Annotated in this window: 17 protein-coding genes and 1 pseudogene; 13 read left to right on the forward strand and 5 right to left on the reverse strand. The window is 63.0% G+C overall.

The annotated features are described in order from the left end of the window. Positions 1-221 precede the first annotated feature (221 nt). The 4 genes from proX to ACIPZ8_RS27700 all read left to right on the forward strand — a co-directional run bounded on the left by proX (position 222) and on the right by ACIPZ8_RS27700 (position 6,579). On the forward strand, positions 222-1,250 hold the full coding sequence (proX, locus tag ACIPZ8_RS27685; protein ID WP_294341353.1) for a glycine betaine/L-proline ABC transporter substrate-binding protein ProX: 1,029 nt from the start codon (positions 222-224) through the stop codon (positions 1,248-1,250). Between the two features lie 140 nt (positions 1,251-1,390). Then, entirely contained in the window at positions 1,391-2,446 is a 1,056-nt protein-coding gene (locus tag ACIPZ8_RS27690; RefSeq protein ID WP_400730268.1) for a GlxA family transcriptional regulator, read from the forward strand. A 387-nt stretch (positions 2,447-2,833) separates the two neighbouring features. After that, positions 2,834-3,790 (forward strand): AraC family transcriptional regulator, encoded by a 957-nt coding sequence (locus ACIPZ8_RS27695; RefSeq protein WP_400730271.1) that lies wholly within the window; start codon positions 2,834-2,836, stop codon positions 3,788-3,790. 119 nt (positions 3,791-3,909) lie between these two features. Next, entirely contained in the window at positions 3,910-6,579 is a 2,670-nt protein-coding gene (locus ACIPZ8_RS27700) for a hypothetical protein (protein ID WP_400730274.1), read from the forward strand. A gap of 107 nt (positions 6,580-6,686) precedes the next feature. On the opposite strand, the gene ACIPZ8_RS27705 is transcribed toward ACIPZ8_RS27700, so the two are convergent. Together ACIPZ8_RS27705 and ACIPZ8_RS27710 are read right to left on the reverse strand one after the other, a co-directional pair. Next, on the reverse strand, positions 6,687-7,838 hold the full coding sequence (locus ACIPZ8_RS27705) for an acyl-CoA dehydrogenase family protein (protein ID WP_400730277.1): 1,152 nt from the start codon (positions 7,836-7,838) through the stop codon (positions 6,687-6,689). Positions 7,839-7,854: 16 nt separating this feature from the next. Then, entirely contained in the window at positions 7,855-8,925 is a 1,071-nt protein-coding gene (locus ACIPZ8_RS27710) for an enoyl-CoA hydratase/isomerase family protein (RefSeq protein WP_400730280.1), read from the reverse strand. A gap of 288 nt (positions 8,926-9,213) precedes the next feature. Between ACIPZ8_RS27710 and mdcA the strand changes: the two genes are divergently transcribed. From mdcA to madM, 9 genes are read left to right on the forward strand one after another with little or no spacing between them, the layout of a single operon-like run. Then, positions 9,214-10,875 carry a malonate decarboxylase subunit alpha gene (mdcA, locus tag ACIPZ8_RS27715; RefSeq protein ID WP_400730283.1) on the forward strand — a complete coding sequence of 554 codons (1,662 nt, stop codon included), beginning with the start codon at positions 9,214-9,216 and terminating at the stop codon, positions 10,873-10,875. Then, entirely contained in the window at positions 10,876-11,760 is an 885-nt protein-coding gene (locus ACIPZ8_RS27720) for a triphosphoribosyl-dephospho-CoA synthase (RefSeq protein WP_400730286.1), read from the forward strand. 1 nt (position 11,761) lies between these two features. Beyond that, a complete protein-coding gene (locus tag ACIPZ8_RS27725) occupies positions 11,762-12,061 on the forward strand; it encodes a malonate decarboxylase subunit delta (protein ID WP_400730288.1) in 300 nt (99 codons plus the stop codon). Beyond that, on the forward strand, positions 12,054-12,902 hold the full coding sequence (locus tag ACIPZ8_RS27730; protein ID WP_400730291.1) for a biotin-independent malonate decarboxylase subunit beta: 849 nt from the start codon (positions 12,054-12,056) through the stop codon (positions 12,900-12,902). The genes ACIPZ8_RS27725 and ACIPZ8_RS27730 overlap by 8 nt, the downstream gene beginning before the upstream one ends. Then, positions 12,899-13,690, forward strand: a complete 792-nt coding sequence (mdcE, locus tag ACIPZ8_RS27735) for a biotin-independent malonate decarboxylase subunit gamma (protein WP_400730294.1) — start codon at positions 12,899-12,901, stop codon at positions 13,688-13,690. The genes ACIPZ8_RS27730 and mdcE overlap by 4 nt, the downstream gene beginning before the upstream one ends. Before the next feature lies 1 nt (position 13,691). Next, positions 13,692-14,306, forward strand: coding sequence for a malonate decarboxylase holo-ACP synthase (locus ACIPZ8_RS27740; protein WP_400730297.1), 615 nt, complete (start codon positions 13,692-13,694; stop codon positions 14,304-14,306). Then, positions 14,303-15,223, forward strand: coding sequence for a malonate decarboxylase subunit epsilon (gene mdcH, locus ACIPZ8_RS27745; protein WP_400730300.1), 921 nt, complete (start codon positions 14,303-14,305; stop codon positions 15,221-15,223). The genes ACIPZ8_RS27740 and mdcH overlap by 4 nt, the downstream gene beginning before the upstream one ends. 60 nt (positions 15,224-15,283) lie before the next feature. Further along, positions 15,284-15,706, forward strand: coding sequence for a malonate transporter subunit MadL (madL, locus tag ACIPZ8_RS27750; RefSeq protein ID WP_400730302.1), 423 nt, complete (start codon positions 15,284-15,286; stop codon positions 15,704-15,706). Between the two features lie 2 nt (positions 15,707-15,708). Beyond that, positions 15,709-16,473 carry a malonate transporter subunit MadM gene (gene madM, locus ACIPZ8_RS27755; RefSeq protein WP_159410717.1) on the forward strand — a complete coding sequence of 255 codons (765 nt, stop codon included), beginning with the start codon at positions 15,709-15,711 and terminating at the stop codon, positions 16,471-16,473. 32 nt (positions 16,474-16,505) lie between these two features. On the opposite strand, the pseudogene ACIPZ8_RS27760 reads toward madM, so the two are convergent. The 3 genes and pseudogenes from ACIPZ8_RS27760 to fni form a co-directional block, all read right to left on the reverse strand. Then, positions 16,506-16,589, reverse strand: a pseudogene (locus tag ACIPZ8_RS27760) (hypothetical protein); the annotation flags it as partial. Between the two features lie 898 nt (positions 16,590-17,487). Continuing rightward, positions 17,488-18,399, reverse strand: coding sequence for a LysR substrate-binding domain-containing protein (locus tag ACIPZ8_RS27765; RefSeq protein WP_400730306.1), 912 nt, complete (start codon positions 18,397-18,399; stop codon positions 17,488-17,490). Positions 18,400-18,450: 51 nt separating this feature from the next. After that, positions 18,451-19,497 carry a type 2 isopentenyl-diphosphate Delta-isomerase gene (fni, locus tag ACIPZ8_RS27770; protein ID WP_400730308.1) on the reverse strand — a complete coding sequence of 349 codons (1,047 nt, stop codon included), beginning with the start codon at positions 19,495-19,497 and terminating at the stop codon, positions 18,451-18,453. Positions 19,498-19,767: the final 270 nt, after the last annotated feature.

Below are 19,767 nucleotides of genomic sequence, written 5' to 3' on the forward strand. Positions count from 1 at the left end.
GTGCTGCTGGCGATCTTCCTCGACCGCCTGACCCAGGCCATGGGCGCCCGCACCAGCGCCGACCCGAGCCTGCGCTGGTACCACACCGGCCCCGTAGGCCTGGTGCTGCGCCTGTGCGGCGCGGCGCAACCCCAAGGGCGGCGCAAGACTGCCTGAGCAATCCCCTGGATACATTCGATCTGCCGCACTTGAAGATAACAATCAGAAGAAGGTAAGCGACGATGCACGAATCCAAGTTCTCCCGCAGCATTCTCAAATGCGCCACCGCGCTGACCCTGGTAGCCGCCGCGCTGTGCGCCCATGCCTCGGCCGACAAGCCGGGAGAAGGGGTCAAGGTCACCCCGATCTTCCCCTCCATCGCTGAAGAGCGCTTCCGTGGCGAAGTTGCCATGGAGGGCCTGCGCGAGCTGGGCTACAACGTGCAGGAGCCGAAGGAGACCGAGTACGGCGTGATGATGGTGGCGCTGGCCAACGGCGACGCCGACTTCACCGTGCACCTGTGGGAAAAGCTCCACGACAAGTTCTACCAGCAGGCCGGCGGCGACGATGTGATGGTCAAGACCGGCAACATCCTGCCGGGCGTCGCTCAGGGTTACCTCATCGACAAGAAAACCGCCGACCAGTACAACATCAAGTACATCACCGACCTGAAGAAGCCGGAAATCGCCAAGCTGTTCGACACCGACGGCGACGGCAAGGCCGACATGACCGGCTGCAACCCGGGCTGGGGCTGCGAACTGGTGATCGCCCACCACATGAAGGCCTATGACCTGGGCAAGACCGTTACCGTAAACCAGGGTTCGTACTTCGCGCTGATGGCCGACACCATCACCCGCTACAAGGAAGGCAAGCCGATCCTGTACTTCACCTGGGTGCCGCAGTGGATCGCCAGCGTGCTGGTCGAGGGCAAGGACGTGGTCTGGCTGGAAGTGCCGAAAACCGACCTGCCGGACGGCAACAATGATGTCGATACCATGTACCACGGCAAGAACCTCGGCTTTGCCATCGACAAGGTGGTGGCAGTGCTGAACAAGGACTTCGCCAAGAAGAACCCGGCCGCAGAGAAGTTCCTGTCACTGGTGCAAATCAGCACCGATGACGAGAGCAACCAGAACCTGAAGATGCAGAAAGGCGAGAAGAAGCCGGCCGACATCACTCGCCATGCCAAGGAGTGGGTCGCCGCGCACCGTCAGCAGTTCGATCAGTGGCTGCAGGCCTCCCGCGCTGCGGCTACCCAGGCCAGCAAGTAATCCCGTAATAGCAGTGTCGTAGCGTTCGGGCAAGCCCGCTCCCACAGGTACAGCACAAGCCCCGGGCTGATGCGGTCCCTGTGGGAGCGGGCTTGCCCGCGAAGAACCCACCGCGATCTTCCCGTCGTTGAGTTACCGTCATGAGCCACTTCGAAAGCATCCTCAAGAACGCCAACCTGGCCCACCTCGACCCTGCCGGCCGCACCACCCTGGGCCTGCCGTGCCGCCGCGTGGCCTTCGTCCTGCGCGAGCATTTCTCGATGATGGCTTTCACTGCCGCCATGGACACCCTGGTCACCGCCAACCTGATGAGCGCCACGCCGCTGTTCGACATTCAGGTGGTGGGTGAGGGCGCGCAGGTGATGAGTGACCTCGGCATCGCGCTGCCGGTCAACACCGCGCTTGCCGAGCTGGATGTGCACGGGCTCGACAGCCTGCTGGTGTGCGGAGGCTTCCGTGTGCGCCTGGAGGCCTCGGCACTGCTGCGCAGCAAGTTACGCCAGGCCGACCACCTGGGTTGCCAGCTCGGCGGGCTGTGGAATGGCGCCTACTTCCTGGCCGAAGCCGGGCTGCTCAACGACCATGACTGTGCCTTCCACCCGGATGGCCGGGCGATGATGAGCGAGCTGTTCCCCAAGGTCCGTGTCAGCCGTCAGGCGCACATGCTCGACAGCCGGCGGATGAGTTGCGCAGGGGCCAGCAGCGCGCTGGACATGATGCTGGCGCTGCTCGAATTCAAAGGGGGAGAGACGCTACGACGGGCCGTGGAGCAGATGCTGGCGTGTGACCGTTCGCGGGTGCTGAGCGACGTGCCATCGATCACGCCGGAAGTCGACCCGAGCCTGCCCCGTGGCGTGCGCCTGGCACTGGAATTGATGCATGCCAATATCGAAGACCCGATTGCCATCGACGAGATTGCCGAGCATGCCGGGTTGTCGCGGCGCCACCTGGAGCGCTTGTTCCGCCGCCATGTGCAGGCCACGCCGCCACGCTACTATCTGGAGCTGCGCCTGACCCACGCACGGCAGTTGCTGCAGCACACCAGCAAGTCCCTGACCGAGGTGGCGGTGGCCAGCGGGTTTGTCAGTTTTCCGCATTTTTATCGGCGCTTTCGCGAGTTGTTCTCCATTGCACCGCGCCAATTCCGCGCGCGTAGCCAGGGCTGGGCAGGGCGGCAGGAAGTGGCGGTTCACTGACGCTGCAGATTGCGCTGTTTTTTGTAGGCGCGGCCTTGTGTCGCGAAGGGGCTGCAGAGCAGCCCTTGAATTCGAACGCGACGCCGAGATCCTGGGGCCGCTTTGCGGCCCTTTCGCGACACAAGGCCGCTCCTACAGGGAATTGCGCGGTGTTCGATTATCGCGCAATTCTGGTCGACTCACTGTCCGCTATTCGCCCACCCAATCCGAACATCTCATTGCCCAACCCCCGCCTTTTTGCTTAGTGTGTCACTTATGTGCCAGTGGTCAGCTGCCCCCTAAACCCTGACTCCGGCCCGATAGAATGACCGTGAACGACCGCAACCACAGGCCCAGGGCCAGTAGGAAGCGGCGCCCAGAAGAATAACGATGCCGAGTGCCTAGCCTATGGAAAGCCGCCTGCTGAGCGAGCGCAGTAGCGTGTTCCATCACGCCGACCCCTATGCGGTGTCCGACTACGTCAACCAGCACGTCGGCCAGCACTGCATCGGCCTGTCGCGCACCACTCACCCACAGGCCAGCCTCAGCCACCGCAAGTTCGCCGAACTCGACCTGTGCCGCATCAGCTACGGCGGCAGCGTGCGGGTCACTTCGCCGGCGCTGGAATCGATCTACCACCTGCAGGTCCTGCTCAATGGCAACTGCCTGTGGCGCGGGCACCAGCGCGAGCACCATCTGGTGCCGGGCGAGCTGCTGCTGATCAACCCGGACGACCCGGTCGACCTGACCTATTCCGAAGACTGCGAGAAATTCATCCTCAAGGTGCCGACCCGGCTGCTCGACACCATCTGCGACGAGCAGCGCTGGCAACGGCCGGACGGCGGCGTGCGCTTCCTGCGCAACCACTACCGGCTGGAAGAGCTGGATGGCTTCGTCAACCTGCTGGCCATGGTTTGCCACGAAGCCGAGGTCAGTGATTCGCTGCCGCGGGTGCAAGGGCACTACAGCCAGATCGTCGCCAGCAAGCTGATGACCCTGATGAGCACCAACATCCGCCGCGAAAGCCTGGGTACGCCCGGTGCGAGCCTGGAGCGGATCCTCGATTACATCGACCGCAATCTCAAGCTGGAGCTGACCGCAGAGGCGTTGGCGGAGCAAGCCTGCATGAGCCTGCGTTCATTGTATGCGCTGTTCGATCGCCAGTTGGGCACCACACCCAAGCAGTACGTGCGCCAGCGCAAGCTGGAGCGGGTGCATGCGTGCTTGAGTGATGGCAGCTGCGCGGTGCGCAGCGTGACCGAGCTGGCCATGGATTATGGCTTTCTGCACCTCGGGCGGTTCTCCGAGGTGTATCGCCAGCGTTTTGGCGAGTTGCCTTCGGAAACTTTTAAGCAAAGACGTTAATTGCAATATGAGAGTCACCAGAGTTTGAAAACTGACATTTTTGCTAGTTGTCCTGGACGTTAAGCACTCCTATCGTACCGCTGTAGCTGTCCCATGCAGCCGAGAGCGAGGAATTAATCATGAGTGCACCAGGATCCGTGCCGTCCAGCGCCCCAGTGGCGGTAGATGGCGTTGCATCTGTCGATGAAGAACTCAAGGACTTTGCAAACTACGTTAAGTCTAAATATCCGAGTACTGCATCCACGGCTTTGCTGCGCCCCTATGTAGATGATGTGGTTCACCCCGCGGCCACTGAAGATTTCGGGGTAAGCGATGAGTTGGTTGAAGGTTTTGGGGATGTGGTGACTGTACTAGTCCCTCTGGATGCCAAAACGGCGGAGAAAGACAACCTCGGTGTGGTCTGGGGAGGGACAATGGTTGCGGGAGGGCCTATCTCCAACACCGAAGCTGGCAAGTATAAAACTTTCAAGATTGAAAGTAAGAATATCCCGGAGGGCAGATCCTCTCTGTACTATACGGTGTACAAGGTGAGTGGGTCAGTATTGGAATCGCCGGCGGTGAGTACATTGTTCCGTAAAGGTCAGCCAGGCATTAAAGGCACGCAAGGTGTAGGCCAGGAGCTCAACGCGCCGGTTGTGGCCAAGCCTTCAGGGGGAATCTTTGGCCCGGTGGAGGCAGAAAATGGTGCGAAGGTCACCGTCCCTGCTTATTTGAGCATGAATGAAAATGACGTGATCTATCTGTACTGGGGAGGTCAGGAGATTTCGCATACAGTGACCAAGAATCAGGTCGATAAGCCCATTGAGTTGGTAGTGTCAGAGAGTGTTATAAAGGCAGCGGGTGATAGTAAGTCATTGCCCGTGTATTATTATGTTTTGGATGTTGTCGGTAACGAGTCGGAGTGGTCCGAAGATGCCACTGTCGAGGTGAGCATTGCAGGTGTCTCTCTGAATGCGCCTGAAGTGCTGGATGACAACGGTACTGTCGTTACAACAGGTGAGATTGAAACTTCCGGGATTTCGAAGGATTATGTAATCCTTCAATGCGTAGGGGAGTTCCAAGTAGGTGATAGCATCCTTTTGCATTGGGTAGGCACTACCGAACAAGGTCAAAGTACATCGAAAAAATTCGGGCCACTTGTAGTTACAGACTCGGCTCAGTCGCAGCAAATTCAGGTCCCGTACGATGAATGGTGGCCGCTGGGTGGTGGTAATGCGCAGTTTTCATATACCTTGACACCCAAGGTCGGCTCACCTGTCACTTCAAAAATGGGCCATATCAACATTAAAGGTATGGCTTCGCTGTTGCCGGTACCGGCGATCCATAAAACCGACGACGGCTGGGTTGATGCTGACCTGAAATTCATCAATGTCCTGATCCCCCAGGCTGCCAACCTTCAAGCCCAAGATGAAATCAGCCTTTTCTGGCACGGTACCAAATCGGATGGTTCCTCGCTTTCAATACCTGTGAAAAAGGTCCCCGTTACCAGCAATATGGCAGGTAGCCAAATCGCCATCCGGCTTGAAGGGGCGATATTCCTCAAACCACTGGAGGGCGGCTTTGCCAACATTTCGTACCACGTGACGCGAGGGAAGAAGGTCTTCAAGTCAGAAGTCGCAACCTACGAAATTGGCGAGCTGGTTGAGAGTTTGCCGGCACCGACGACTGAGTTGCCGCTTAACAACGGCATGGTGGATCCCGATAATGATGAATATGAATTCAATATGGTCATCGAGATCCCTGTGGGTGCTGAGCAGCCTGCGCCTAGCACCATCTATCTGCATTGGGAGACCGCTGAAGGTAATTACTATCGAGATCAACTGGAAGTTTCCTCCGGTGACAAGGGGCCATTTCGATTCACTGTGCCTCGCACTGCCTATGAGATAAAGGGGAACGCGCCTGTTGAAATGACAGTTTACTACACGGTTGAGTGGTCCGAAAAACCGACGGCTGCATCGAGAGACCTTGTCTTCACTGTAGCGACTGCAGCGATGCAAGAGAATTTAATTGGTGCGCCAGTCGTACCTTTGGCAGTGGCGGGCAAGCTCAATTTAACGCCAATCATTGATAACAAATTCTCTGTGCGCCTGGATCATCCTGGTCTGGCGTTGGGCGATGAGGTCGTCATCAAGGTGGGTAACTATTCAAGTGGTAAAAGGTTGCTGGTCAGCGCAGGCCCGCAGACGTTCACCCTGCCGCTCGATCAGGTACTTGCGCAGAATATGCAGTCACTGCTAGACGCTACTGGTAAGCCCCTTGCAGTGCGCTATGAACTGGTACGCAATGGGACTACGAAAGTCGCTCTTTCTAATGTGCTTGCATTACAACTGGTCGGAGCAGTTACTCGTGAGAACTTTGAGTCGGTTGCGCCCAAGGGATTGCCTCTGGGTGCGAGTTTAGAGTGTCCAGCGCTCACCGCTACAGTGACCAAAGGCAATTGCTCATTGTTATCCAGTCGGTGTGATGCTTGGTATCCGACGTGGGGCAACATTATTTCTACAGGCTGTGGTGCCTACATCAAGTTCACGCTGAGAGGCTTGGCTAGAACGGTTAGCTTTGATATCGCGGATGATGTCAGAGGGACGCATTATGTGCGTTTTTACACGGCGTCCGGTACTATGATTGCGACTATTACAGCGCCGAGCTTTTATACCGCGAAACCGGCTGGGTATCGGCCACAATCTGTGCGTATTACTTATACCTCGCCAGGTTCAGCCATCAAGTCATTTGAGTTCATGGATGGCGGAACAAATGTGCATCTCGATAATATTCAATATGCACCGTTCTAGCGCGGTGATCCATTAGGTTTTGTGCGTGCCCTGTCACCGCCTGCAACGGAGTGCTGCAGGTAGTGACAGGTCTTTTGTTTTGCCGGTATATCGAAGTGTGTCAGTGCTTATTGCGGATAGTGCTTCAACTCTCGTGCAATCAACATTCTCTGGATTTCGCTGGACCCTTCATAAATCTGCGTAATGCGCGCATCCCGGTAATACCGCTCCACGGGATAATCCTCCAGATAGCCATACCCCCCATGCACCTGAATCGCCATCGAGCACACCCGCTCGGCCATTTCAGACGCAAACAGCTTGGCCTGTGAGGCCTCTGACAGGCACGGCTTGCCCGCCGTACGCAGTCGCGCGGCATGCAGGATCAGCAACCGTGCGGCATTCACCTGCACCTGCATGTCGGCCAGCAGGTTGGCGATGCTCTGGTGTTCGTTGATCGGCTTGCCGAACTGGATGCGGTCACGCGAGTACACCAGCGCCGCCTCGAACGCGGCACGGGCGATACCCAGCGCCTGGGCGGCGATGCCGATGCGGCCGCCTTCGAGGTTGGACAGGGCGATGGCCAGGCCCTTGCCGCGCTCACCGAGGATATTGGCCGCCGGGATGCGGCAGTTGTCGAAGGTCACCGCGCAGGTGTCGGAGGCGCGGATGCCCATCTTGTGTTCGCTGCGGTCAACCTTGAAACCCGGGTTGTCGGTGGGCACCAGGAAGGCCGACAGGCCCTTCTTGCCCAGCTCCGGGTCGGTGACGGCGAAGACGATGGCAAGGCCCGCGCGGCGGGCGTTGCTGACGAACTGCTTGGCGCCGTTGATCACCCATTCGCCATTGACCAGCTCGGCGCGGGTGCGCAAGTTGTGCGCTTCCGAGCCGGCCTGTGGCTCGGTCAGGCAGAAGCAGCCGATCACCTCGCCAGCGGCCAGGCGTGGTAGCCAGGTCTGTTGCTGTTCGGGGGTGCCGTAGGCGAGCAGGGGGCCGCAGCCCACCGAGTTGTGGATACTCATCATCGCGCCGGTGGCGCCGCAGCCGGCAGCGATTTCCTCGACGGCCAGGGCATAGGCCACGTAGTCGGTGTAGCTACCGCCGAATGCTTCGGGCACGACCATGCCGAGCAGGCCCAGCTCGCCCATCTTGCGCACCACGGCATCGTCGATCCAGCCGGCCTTTTCCCAGGCCTGGGCATGGGGGGCGATCTCGCCGCGGGCGAAGTCCCGGGCCATGTCGCGGATCATGATCTGTTCTTCGCTCAGTTCCAGGTCTTGCATCTGTGTACTCCCGGGCTCACAGGCCTTCGAAGAATTGGTCGACCCGCTGGCGCGACAGCCCGGCCAGGGTCGGCGGGTTCCAGCGCGGCTGCTTGTCCTTGTCGATGATCAGGGCGCGCACGCCCTCGATGATGTCGCCGTACTGGAACCACTGGCGGTCGATGTGCAGCTCCATGGCGAAGCAGTCTTCCAGCGCCAGGTGGCGACCGCGGCGCAGCATCTCCAGGGTAACCGCCATGGCCAGTGGCGAGCGGCTTTCCAGCTGTGCGGCGGTCGCCAACGCCCATTGGTGGCTGTCGCCGATGCTCACTGCGCGCAGTTGCTCGATGATCGCCGCCAGGTCGGGCTGGGCGAAGAAGTGGTCGATGACCGGGCGCAGCTTTTCCAGCGGCGCATCGTCCAGCACCTGGCTGCCGAGCCTGGCCAGCAGGTTCTGCAGGTCCTTGAGCGGGTGGTCACCGAAACGCAGCGTGCTCAGGCCTTCATCCAGCGCGGCAAGCTTGTCGCTGGTCAGGTACCAGTCGGCCAGCCCGCAGTACAGGGCATCGGCGGCCTGGATCTGGGCGCCACTGACGCCCAGGTAGGTGCCCAGTTCGCCCGGGATGCGCGAGAGGAAGTAGCTGCCGCCTACATCCGGGAAGTAACCGATGCCAACCTCGGGCATGCCCAGGCGGCTGCGTTCGGTGACGATGCGCAGGTCGCAGCCCTGGGCCAGGCCCATGCCGCCACCGAGGGTGAAACCGTCCATCAGTACCAGCACCGGCTTGCGGTAGCGGTGGATGGCCAGGTCCAGGGCGTATTCCTCGACGAAGAAGTCTTCGTGCAGGGTTTCGCCGGCCTTGTAGCTGTCGTGCAGCGAGCGGATGTCGCCCCCGGCACAGAAGCCCTTGGGGCCCTCGCCGCGCAGCACCACGGCCTGCACCTGTGGGTCTTCGGCCCATTGGTCGAAGTGCTGGCGCAGGCTGCGCACCATGTCCAGGGTCAGGGCGTTGAGGCCGGCAGGGCGGTTGAGGGTGAGGTGGCCAATCTGGTTGCGGACCTCGGCCAGTACATGAGCCGTTGCCGAGGTATGAGCGTGCGCGGTCATCGCGTTCTCCCTGCTTTGTTATTGATTTTCCAAGTGAAGTCTGGAGTGCGCTGGAGGATCGCTGGATCCTGGCATGCGAGATTATCTTGCACAATGGACAAATCTGCAGGGGGATCGTGCGTTTTTGCCTTGAGTTGTTCCTGGCTTGGGCGCTGAAGGGCTCAAGGCAAACACTTCCAAAACCAATCCATTACCCTGACCGTAACGATCAGCCCCCCAGCTTGATTGATCCCCCAACCAACCACGCCCTACTGTGCCCCCACGACAGCGAACCCGTGGAGTCACCCAATGACCATAACCAAGAATCCACCGCCGCAATGGTCCAGGCGCCGCGCCGAGAAGCAGCGCCGCCTGGACCGCGTCCGTCACCTGGCCGACGGTGTGGTGCTGCCCACCGAGCGGATCGTCGAAGCCCTCGAGCTGCTGATCGCCCCAGGCGACCGGGTGGTGCTCGAAGGCAACAACCAGAAGCAGGCCGACTTCCTCTCGCGCTCGCTGGCCAAGGCCGATCCTGAGCGCCTGCACGACCTGCACATGATCATGCCCAGCGTCAGCCGAGCCGAGCACCTGGACCTGTTCGAACGCGGCATCGCCCGCAAGCTCGACTTTTCCTTCGCCGGCCCGCAGAGCCTGCGCATCGGCCAACTGCTGGAAGACGGCCTGCTGGAAGTCGGTGCCATCCACACCTACATCGAGTTGTACTCGCGGCTGCTGGTCGACCTGATCCCCAATGTCACGCTGGTCGCCGGATTCATGGCCGATCGCGAGGGCAACCTGTACACCGGCCCCAGCACCGAAGACACCCCGGCACTGGTCGAGCCTGCGGCCTTCAGCGACGGCCTGGTGATCGCCCAGGTCAACCAGCTGGTGGACCGCGTCGACGACCTGCCGCGGGTGGACATTCCGGCGTCCTGGGTCGACTTCGTGGTGGTCGCCGACCAGCCGTTCTACATCGAGCCGCTGTTCACCCGCGACCCGCGCCATATCAAGCCTGTGCACGTGCTGATGGCGATGATGGCCATCCGTGGCATCTACGAGAAACACCAGGTGCAGTCGCTGAACCACGGCATCGGGTTCAATACCGCCGCCATCGAGCTGATCCTGCCTACCTATGGGCAATCGCTGGGTCTCAAAGGCAAGATCTGCCGCAACTGGACACTCAACCCGCATCCGACCTTGATCCCAGCCATCGAGACCGGCTGGGTCGAGAGCGTGCATTGCTTTGGCACCGAGCTGGGCATGGAAGACTACATCGCCCAGCGCCCGGACGTGTTCTTCACCGGCCGCGATGGCTCGCTGCGTTCCAACCGCATGATGTGCCAGCTGGCCGGGCAGTACGCAGTCGACCTGTTTATCGGCGCCACCTTGCAGGTCGATGGCGACGGCCATTCCTCGACCGTCACCCGCGGCCGCCTGGCGGGCTTCGGCGGGGCGCCGAACATGGGACACGACCCCCGCGGCCGGCGCCATGCGACCCCGGCCTGGCTCGACATGACCGTGCCCGAGACGATGCTTGAACGTGGCCGCAAGCTGGTGGTGCAAATGGTCGAGACCTATCAGGAAGGCGGCAAACCCACCTTCGTCGAAACCCTCGACGCCGTGGAGGTGGCGAAGAAAGCCGGCATGCCGCTGGCACCGGTGATGATCTACGGCGACGACGTCACCCACCTGCTCACCGAAGAAGGCATCGCCTACCTGTACAAGGCACGCAGCCTGGAGGAGCGCCAGCAAATGATCGCCGCCGTGGCTGGGGTCACTGCCATCGGCCTGCGCCACGACCCCAAGCACACTCTGCGCCTGCGCCAGCAAGGCCTGATCGCCTTGCCCGAGGACCTGGGCATCCGCCGCACCGACGCCAGCCGCGAGCTGCTCGCCGCGCGCAGCATCGCCGACCTGGTGGAATGGTCCGGCGGCCTCTACAACCCGCCCGCACGGTTCAGGAGCTGGTAAATGACGCCTTACGCAATCCCTGTAGGAGCGGCTTCAGCCGCGAAGAGGCCAGTCCAGCAAACCCAGCTATCCCTGCCAGAGCGCCTGGCCGATCTGGCAACCGAGGCCCTCATCGACGAAGCCGACCTGTCGCCCAAGCCCGGTCTGGTCGATCGCCGCAGTAGTGGCGCCCACACCGACATGACCCTGGCCCTGATGCACGCGTCGGCGCTGGCCCTGTGGCCTTGCCTGCGGCAGATGGCCGAAGCCGCCCAGGCCCGTGGCGAGATCGGCCGGCCGCTGCGCGCCGAGCTGGGCCGCATCGGCCGTGAAGGCGAACAGGCCATGCTCGCCACCACGGGCGGCATCAACACGCATCGCGGCGCGATCTGGGCCCTGGGCCTGCTGGTGGCTGCGCAAGCGCTGGATGCCAAGGCCGATCCCCTGGCAGTTGCCGCCCGTGCCGGCCGCATCGCCCTGATCGACGACCCGGCAGCCCCTGTTCAGGAAAGCCACGGTACCCAGGTCCGCCACCGCTACGGCGCCAGCGGTGCCCGCGAACAGGCCCAGCAAGGTTTCCCCGCCGTACTCGAACACGGCCTGCCACAACTGCGCCGCAGCCGCGCCAACGGTGCCCGCGAAAGCCACGCCCGGCTGGATGCCTTGCTGGCGATCATGGCCGCACTCAGTGACACCTGTGTGCTCTGGCGCGCCGGCCCGCAAGGCCTGCAAACCCTGCAGGCAGGCGCTCGTGCGGTGCTGGAAGCGGGTGGTTGCACCAGCCTCGATGGCCGCCGTCACCTGCGCCTGCTGGACGCGCATCTGCTGCAACTGAACGCCTCACCGGGCGGCGCCGCCGATCTGCTGGCCGCCTGCCTGTTCCTCGACAAAGCCGGGAGCCTGTGAAATGGAAACCCTGAACTTTCAATTCCCCGCCGCCGAGCCTGGCCGTGGCCGCACCTTGGTCGGCTGCGTCAGCTCCGGCGACCTGGAAGTGCTGATCGAACCCGGCAGCGCCGGGCGCCTGGAGATCCAGGTAGTCACCTCGGTCAACGGCAGCAGCGCACGCTGGCAACAGCTGTTCCAGCGCCTGTTCGATGGCCGCACGCCACCTGCGGTGAAGATCGACATCCACGACTTCGGCGCCACCCCTGGTGTGGTGCGCTTGCGCCTGGAGCAAGGTTTCGAGGAGATTGCCCATGACTGACATCGCCCGCCTGCTGCAAAGCCGCAGCTTCGTCGAACTTGGCGCCCGCCAGCGTGCCCGCGCCTTGCTCGATGCTGGCAGCTTCCGTGAACTGCTCGGCCCGTTCGACCGCCTGATGTCACCGTGGCTGCCACGCCAGGGCATCGTGCCCCAGGCCGACGATGGCGTGGTCATTGCCAAGGGCCTCCTCAATGACCGTCATACCGTGATCGCCGCCATCGAAGGCGCGTTCCAGGGCGGTAGCATGGGTGAGGTGGGCGGCGCCAAGATCGCCGGCGCCCTGGAGCTGGCCATCGAAGACAACCGCAACGGCATCCCTACCTGCGCCGTGCTGCTGCTGGAAACCGGTGGCGTGCGCCTGCAAGAGGCCAATCTTGGCCTGGCGGCGATTGCCGAGATCCAGGCGGCGATCGTCGAGTTGCGCACTCATCAGCCGGTAATCGGCCTGATCGCAGGCTCGGTCGGCTGCTTCGGCGGCATGTCCATCGCCGCCGGCCTGTGCAGCCACCTGTTGGTCACCCGCGAAGCACGCCTGGGCCTCAATGGCCCGCAAGTGATCGAGCAGGAGGCCGGTATCGCCGAGTACGACGCCAAGGACCGCCCGTTCATCTGGAGCCTGACCGGGGGCGAACAACGTCACGCCAGCGGCCTGGTGGACGCCTATGTGGCGGACGACGTCGACAGCCTCCGCCAGCACTTGCTGCAACTGCTGGACAAGCCATCGGCCAACCGCGCCGGCCACCACGCCTGGTACCTGGAGCGCCTGGCCAGCCTGGGCGGCGACTGCCCGCAACTGGACGCCGCTGCCGTGCGCGCCCTCTACCAAGGAGACGCCCCATGAACCGTGCCCTGAACTGGCTGCCGGGCCTGGCCGCTGGCGAACCGCTGCCAGGCTATCCCGCTTCGCTGCGGGTGATTGATGGCGAACTGGACAACCGCCTGGCGCGCTTCATTGCCGTTGTACCCGACGCGCACAACCCGTTCCCACGGGCGCGTGCCGGCGAAGTCGGCCTGCTCGAAGGCTGGGGCCTGGCCAAGGCCGTGAGCGAGGCGGTCGAGCTGGACCGCGAAGGCGAGAAACGGGCCATCGTCGCCGTCATCGATGTGCCGAGCCAGGCCTATGGCCGTCGCGAGGAAGCCCTGGGCATCCACCAGGCACTGGCTGCCGCCGTGCAGGCCTACGCCCAGGCGCGCCTGGCCGGGCACCCGGTGATTGGCTTGCTGGTCGGCAAGGCCATGTCCGGCGCCTTCCTGGCCCACGGCTACCAGGCGCAGCGGCTGATCGCCCTGGATGACAGCGGGGTGATGGTGCATGCCATGGGCAAGGCGGCCGCAGCGCGGATCACCCTGCGCAGTGTCGAACAGCTGGAGGCACTGGCCGCCGAGGTGCCGCCGATGGCCTATGACCTTGCCAGCTACGCCTCGCTGGGCCTGCTCTGGCGACGCTTGCAGGTCGAGAGCGCCGATGCACCGAGTGCCACCGACATTGCCCAGGTACGCGCCTGCCTGGCCGAGGCTGTGCGTGATATTGGCCATTCGACTGACCTCACGTCACGCCTGGACGGTGAACACCGCAGCGCCTCGCGCGACGTGCGGGCACGCCTGCGCAGCCAGTGGCAGGAGGCCTGAGATGAACCTGCCGCAGCCACATGACCTGCTCTGGGGCATGCCCCCGGCCGACCTGCCTGCCGATGCGCCTGCCTGGGCCGTGCAGGCATTGGCCGCCGGGCAGCCGGTGGTGGTACGGCGTGCCGCCTGTGTCAACGGCTGGGTGGCAGTGGGCGTGCGCGGGCAAGGCCGTGAGCAGCGCCTGGGTGTGCAGATGCGCCTGGGTGATATCCAGCGGCAATTGTGCCCCGAGGCGCTGCGCTGGCAGGGGCACAGCCCTTGGGCTGCCTTGCAGGCGCTGGCATCGGTGGCCGTGGTGCTCGATGCGTACGGTTTGGCGTGGGGCCCTACGGGTGGCGTGGGGTATCAATTGGCAACTGGCTGCGACGTGCTGCATGCGGCCAGCGACCTTGATCTTGTGCTACGTGTGCCACTGCCCATGCCCCGTGCCAAGGCACGAGAGCTGCTGGATATACTCGATTGCGGCCCATGCCGTATCGACGTGCAACTGGAAACACCGGCAGGCGCCGTGGCCCTGCGCGAGTGGGCGGGCGCTGCGCGCCGGGTCTTGCTCAAGTCAGCCCTTGGCGCGCGCCTTGTCGCTGACCCTTGGGGCGCGCTGGAGTGTGCAGCGTGAGCAGCCTGTTCGCTTTCCCAGGCCAGGGCGCGCAACAGGCAGGCATGCTGCAGCGCCTGCCTGAGGGCGCCGCGCTGCTACTGGAAGAGGCCAGTGATGCGCTGGGCGAACAGGTTGCTGCGCTCGACAGCAATCAGGCGTTGCAGTCGACCCGTGCGGTGCAGCTGTGCCTGCTGCTGGCCGGGGTGGCCTGGGCGCGCTGGCTGCTGCAGCGCAGTCCGGCACCGGACTATGTGGCCGGCCTGTCCATCGGCGCTTATCCCGCCGCCGTGACGGCCGGGGCACTGAAGTTTGCCGATGCGGTGCGCCTGGTGGCCTTGCGTGGCGAACTGATGCAGCGGGCCTATCCACAGGGCTACGGCATGACCGCCCTCAGCGGGCTGGACCTGGGCAGTGTCGAACGCTTGCTGGAGGAAGTGGGCGGCGAAGTGTACCTGGCCAACCTCAACAGCGATAACCAGGTTGTCATCGCCGGCAGCGACACGGCCATGGCCGAGGTCGCCGCCAGGGCTCGCAGCCGTGGCCAGGGCGTGGCCCGGCGCCTGGCGGTGAGCGTGCCGTCCCACTGCGCATTGCTCGATGGCCCGGCCGCCGAGCTGGCGGCTGCGTTCGCCAACGTCGAGCTGCGGCGCCCGAGCGTCACCTACCTGAGTGGCAGCAGTGCGCGGCCGATCTTCGACCCACAACGCCTGCGCGATGACCTGGCCGGCAACATGGCCCGGCGGGTCGACTGGCGTGCTACGTTGCGCAACGCCTATGAGCGCGGCGTGCGTCTTCACCTGGAAATGCCGCCGGGCAGCGTGCTCAGCGGCCTGGCCCGCCCGGTGTTCGAACAGGGCAGGGTGGTTGCCCTCGAAGCCACCCGATGGGACACCGTCGACGCGCTGTTGCGCCAGGAGGTGGCCGACAACCGATGACGGCGCTGCAACTCGAAGAACAACAACAAGCAACTTCGACTCAAGCTGAGGACAACAACAATGATCATCTATGGTGTGGCTCTGCTGGCGGTATGCACGCTGGCCGGCGTTATCGTCGGCGATTTCCTGGGCGTGCTGCTGGGCGTCAAATCCAATGTGGGCGGGGTTGGCATCGCCATGATCCTGCTGATCTGCGCACGGCTGTACATGCACCGCCATGGCGGCATGAGCAAGGAGTGCGAGTTCGGCGTCGGCTTCTGGGGCGCCATGTACATCCCGGTGGTGGTGGCCATGGCCGCCCAGCAGAACGTGGTCACCGCCCTGCATGGCGGGCCGGTGGCGCTGCTGGCGGCGATCGGTGCGGTGCTGGTGTGCGGGCTGACCATCGCGGTGATCAGCCGCAGCCATCGCGGCGAACCCTTGCCGGCGCCTGATGCGCCTGAAGTGGCCAACGCGCAGGTCGCCCCTGCAGGAGGGCGCTGATCATGTGGCCGATCATTGACAATGCCCTGGAACACAACGGCCTGATTACTGCCTTTGCGGTGGTGGGCGGGATCATGTGGTTGTCGGTACTGCTGTCGAAGTACCTGACCTTTGGCCGGGTACATGGCTCGGCGATCGCCATCGTCATCGGCCTGGTGCTGGCCTGGGTTGGCGGTACCGTGACCGGTGGGCAGAAGGGCCTGGCGGATATGGCGCTGTTCTCCGGTATCGGCCTGATGGGCGGTGCCATGCTGCGCGACTTTGCCATCGTCGCCACGGCCTTCGAGGTGCAGGCCACCGAGGCGCGCAAGGCCGGGTTGATTGGTGCGGTATCGCTGCTGCTGGGCACGGTGCTGCCGTTTATCGTCGGTTGCGCGGTGGCCTATGCCTTTGGTTACCGGGATGCGGTGAGCATGACCACCATTGGTGCCGGGGCGGTGACCTATATCGTCGGGCCGGTGACCGGCGCGGCATTGGGGGCGAGTTCGGATGTGGTGGCGCTGTCGATTGCCACCGGGTTGATCAAGGCGATTCTGGTGATGGTGTTCACGCCGGTTTCGGCGCGGTTGCTGGCGTTGGACAATCCGCGTTCGGCGATGGTGTTTGGTGGGTTGGCGGGGACGGTGTCCGGTGTGACTGCCGGGCTGGCGGCGACCGATCGGCGGTTGGTGCCCTATGGGGCGCTGACTGCGACTTTCCATACCGGGTTGGGGTGTCTGATGGGGCCTTCTATTCTGTACTTCTGTGTCAGAGGGTTGGTGGGCTGAAATCCTGGGGCTGCACAGCAGCCCCAGAAGGCCAGCTTAATCAGGTTTGGCTCCCTCTCCCGGGCTTTGAGAAACACCACCCCGATTTGCTGCTGCAATCGATGCTCCGGCTGGAGCGCAAACTGTTGGTTCAATCGGGTCGATCAACGTGAAGGAGAGCGTGAATCACGCAGATCGCTAACCAGTGTGGGTAGAGCCTGGGCTTGTTCTGCCTGTCTAGGCCTGCGATTGTGGATGATGTCGACCCGTCCATCTTGATGCTGTAAGCGTATATCCCTATGCAAGCCGAGTCTGCGGGCCGCCGCTGCCAGCTGTTCGGCGAGGTCTTCACGACGTGGTTGTGGTTCGGGGCTTTCTCTTCCGTCAAGCTCCGGGTAGTAGCGATTTTCGGATGCCGATGAGCTTGAGCGGCTTCCTTGGTTGCTGCTGCCAGGACTACCGCCAGGGGCTTGCCGTCGATTTGGGCTTGGGCTTGGCGCGCGGCTCCGTGCTCTTCGCGCTTGTTCTTCATTCCGGCTTGGCGCGCGGCCCCGCTCTCTTGGCGCTTGTGCTCCGTTCTGGACTGGAGGGCTCGGTGGTCGTCTTAAAGGGCTGGAACGTTGAGGCACTGGCATGTGCCCGTCAGGATCGATCAGGTTGACGGGATCTCCTGCGCAGTAGCCATAGGCATTAAGTCCCCCCGTCAGCGAACGGACTGAAGCTATCGGGCGAGTTGAAACGCATCAACACGGTGTTATACAAACGATAGCCCCTGCCCAACCAGTAGCTGTTGGCCAAGGTCTGCTGCTTGTGCTCACCGTTGAACCCAAGCAGTGAGGGACGTTTGCTATCCACTCTGTCATAGCCGTGGCAAGTGTAAGTAAACACACAGCCCTCCTGTTGGGCATCGCTGGCCTGCGTTATAGAAAAAGTCGTGCGTTAATACGCACCCTGTGAGCTTTCTGCGTTTTAAGGGTTGAAGCATGGCTTCACCTACAATGGGACGCCACTGGCAGAATTGACGGGTCGCTGGGATCAGGCTTCGCGGCTGTACATCCGGCATTCCGCCAACAAAGCCAGCAAATTCGGCTCCCGCTCCCGAGCCTTCAAAAACACCACCCCGATATGCTGCTGCAATCGATACCGCGTCTGTAGCCGTATCAGCTTCACGCGGTTCTCGTACACCGCTGCGATCCGCCCCGGTAGCAGCGCGAACCCAACCCCCGAACTGACCATGCTCAGCAAGGTGAAGATGTCGTTCACCTGCATCGCCACCTTCGGCTCGAACCCGGCCTGCTGGAACACCCGTGCGCCATCGCGGTGGGTGGCGAAGCCCTGGGTCAGGGTGATGAAGGTGGAGTCGGCGAGGTCCGCCAGGTCCACTTCCTGCTGCTCGGCGAACGGTGAATCGGTCGGCACGGCGAGGAAGATGTCGTCGGAGAACAGCGGCAGCTGCTCGCAGGCCGGGTCCGCCACGCTTTCGTCCAATGACACCAGGATGGCTTCGAGCTCATGGTTTTTCAGGCGTTGCAGCAGGTCGACGTTCGAGCCCAGGGTCAGGTCGATGTTCAGTTCGCTGCGCCGCAGCTTCAGGCCCATCACCAGCTTCGGCACGGTCTTTACGGTCAGCGAATACAGCGCACCGAGGCGGAAGCGCTCAGCATAGAAACCGGCGGCCTCGCGGGTCTGGCGCACCATCTGCTCGGCGTCCTGGATCAGTTGACGGGCTTTCTTTTCCAGCACGTAGGCGCTTTCGAGCGGGATCAGCTGGCGGCCTTCGTGCTTGAACAGCGGGCAGCGCAGGGCGCTTTCCAGGGAGTGGATGGCGCGGTGCACGCTGACGGCGCTGGTGGACAGTTCGGCGGCGGCGCGCCCCAGGTTGCCGATGCGCATGAAGGCGAGGAAGGTCTCGAGCTTTTTCAGGGTCAGTTCTTCGTCGATCAGCATGCACAGGGGCCCGCGGGAAGGGAGGCGCTGATCATGCCACAGCCGCATGCCTCATGGCGGCATCAGGTTGCTCGGCAGCAAGCGCGCCCGGCGCAGTTGCGCAAGGTTGTGCGAGCCGGTACAGAAGCAGGCGATGCGCAACTGGCGCAGGAGAATATCGAAATGCTCCACCACGGCCTGGCTGGAGATCATCGCCGCACTCAGTACATTGGCGGCCTGGCCCACCAGGTTGGCACCGAGGCGAATGGCCTTGGCGGCATCGACGCCGTTGGCCACACCGCCGGAGGCGATCAGGCCGATTTCCGGTACGGCACGGCGCACCGCCAGCAGGCACTGGGCGGTCGGGATGCCCCAGTCGGCAAACGCCAGGGCGACCTCACGCTCGGCGGCGTTGCCGGCGCGCTCGGCTTCCACGGCGGCCCAGCTGGTGCCGCCAGCACCAGCGACATCGATCATGGCTACGCCCGCGTCGCAGAGCATGCGCGCCACGCGGGGTGAAATACCTGCACCGACCTCCTTGGCAATCACGGGCGTCGGCAGTTGGGAGGTCAGGGTTTCGATGCGTTTCAGCACGCCGCGCCAGTCACGGTCGCCTTCAGGCTGTACGGCTTCCTGCAGGGGGTTCAGATGGATGATCAGGGCATTGGCCTGCAGGGTGTCGACGGCGCGGCGCGCCAGGTCCAGGCCGTCGGCCTCTCGTAGCTGGGCGGCGCCGAGGTTGGCCAGTAGCGGTACATCCGGTGCCAGGCGTCTGAGCTCGTCGGTCAGGCCCTGGTCCTGGCCGCTGCGCAGGCTCACCCGCTGCGAGCCGACGCCCATGGCGATGCCCAGTGCCTGCGCGGCTTCGGCCAGGTGCTGGTTGATGAAGCGCGCGCGTTCGGCGCCACCGGTCATGGAGCTGATCAGCAACGGGGCGCTCAGGGCGCAGCCGAACAGCTTGGTACTCAGGTCGACATCGTCCAGAGCCATCTCGGGCAATGCGCAGTGCTCGAAGCGCAGTGCCGACCAGCCAGGGTCCACGCCATGGGCGGTGTTGCTGGCGGCCAGCACGATATCCAGGTGATCGTCCTTGCGTTGGCTTAGCGGGCTTTTCTTCATGCCGGCTCCGTTTTGAGGGGGCAGCAGCTGTACGGTGCGGTCTGTCTTGTATAGATAAGCTGAAAATCGGTACAGCATCAGGTAGCAGGGTATTCTGGCGGTTCCTTTGGAAGCCTGTGTTTGGGCGCCAAGGTGATCGTGTAGAGGCTCACAGGTGTTCGCCGATAGCTTTGCGGCGCCTATGAGATCGAGCGCCGCCCGCGCGGCGCATCGCAGGCAAGCCTGCTCCTACATTTGTTTCGGGCCAATTATTCCTGAGGCATTGGCGCG

This window comes from Pseudomonas sp. NPDC089422 (assembly GCF_044749405.1).
Classification (GTDB): Bacteria; Pseudomonadota; Gammaproteobacteria; order Pseudomonadales; family Pseudomonadaceae; genus Aquipseudomonas.

Coding starts and splice junctions, on each gene's coding strand:
- proX (WP_294341353.1), top strand. CDS start 222: ATGCACGAATCCAAGTTCTCCCGCAGCATTCTCAAATGCGCCACCGCG.
- ACIPZ8_RS27690 (WP_400730268.1), top strand. CDS start 1,391: ATGAGCCACTTCGAAAGCATCCTCAAGAACGCCAACCTGGCCCACCTC.
- ACIPZ8_RS27695 (WP_400730271.1), top strand. CDS start 2,834: ATGGAAAGCCGCCTGCTGAGCGAGCGCAGTAGCGTGTTCCATCACGCC.
- ACIPZ8_RS27700 (WP_400730274.1), top strand. CDS start 3,910: ATGAGTGCACCAGGATCCGTGCCGTCCAGCGCCCCAGTGGCGGTAGAT.
- ACIPZ8_RS27705 (WP_400730277.1), bottom strand. CDS start 7,838: ATGCAAGACCTGGAACTGAGCGAAGAACAGATCATGATCCGCGACATG.
- ACIPZ8_RS27710 (WP_400730280.1), bottom strand. CDS start 8,925: ATGACCGCGCACGCTCATACCTCGGCAACGGCTCATGTACTGGCCGAG.
- mdcA (WP_400730283.1), top strand. CDS start 9,214: ATGACCATAACCAAGAATCCACCGCCGCAATGGTCCAGGCGCCGCGCC.
- ACIPZ8_RS27720 (WP_400730286.1), top strand. CDS start 10,876: ATGACGCCTTACGCAATCCCTGTAGGAGCGGCTTCAGCCGCGAAGAGG.
- ACIPZ8_RS27725 (WP_400730288.1), top strand. CDS start 11,762: ATGGAAACCCTGAACTTTCAATTCCCCGCCGCCGAGCCTGGCCGTGGC.
- ACIPZ8_RS27730 (WP_400730291.1), top strand. CDS start 12,054: ATGACTGACATCGCCCGCCTGCTGCAAAGCCGCAGCTTCGTCGAACTT.
- mdcE (WP_400730294.1), top strand. CDS start 12,899: ATGAACCGTGCCCTGAACTGGCTGCCGGGCCTGGCCGCTGGCGAACCG.
- ACIPZ8_RS27740 (WP_400730297.1), top strand. CDS start 13,692: ATGAACCTGCCGCAGCCACATGACCTGCTCTGGGGCATGCCCCCGGCC.
- madL (WP_400730302.1), top strand. CDS start 15,284: ATGATCATCTATGGTGTGGCTCTGCTGGCGGTATGCACGCTGGCCGGC.
- madM (WP_159410717.1), top strand. CDS start 15,709: ATGTGGCCGATCATTGACAATGCCCTGGAACACAACGGCCTGATTACT.
- ACIPZ8_RS27765 (WP_400730306.1), bottom strand. CDS start 18,399: ATGCTGATCGACGAAGAACTGACCCTGAAAAAGCTCGAGACCTTCCTC.
- fni (WP_400730308.1), bottom strand. CDS start 19,497: ATGAAGAAAAGCCCGCTAAGCCAACGCAAGGACGATCACCTGGATATC.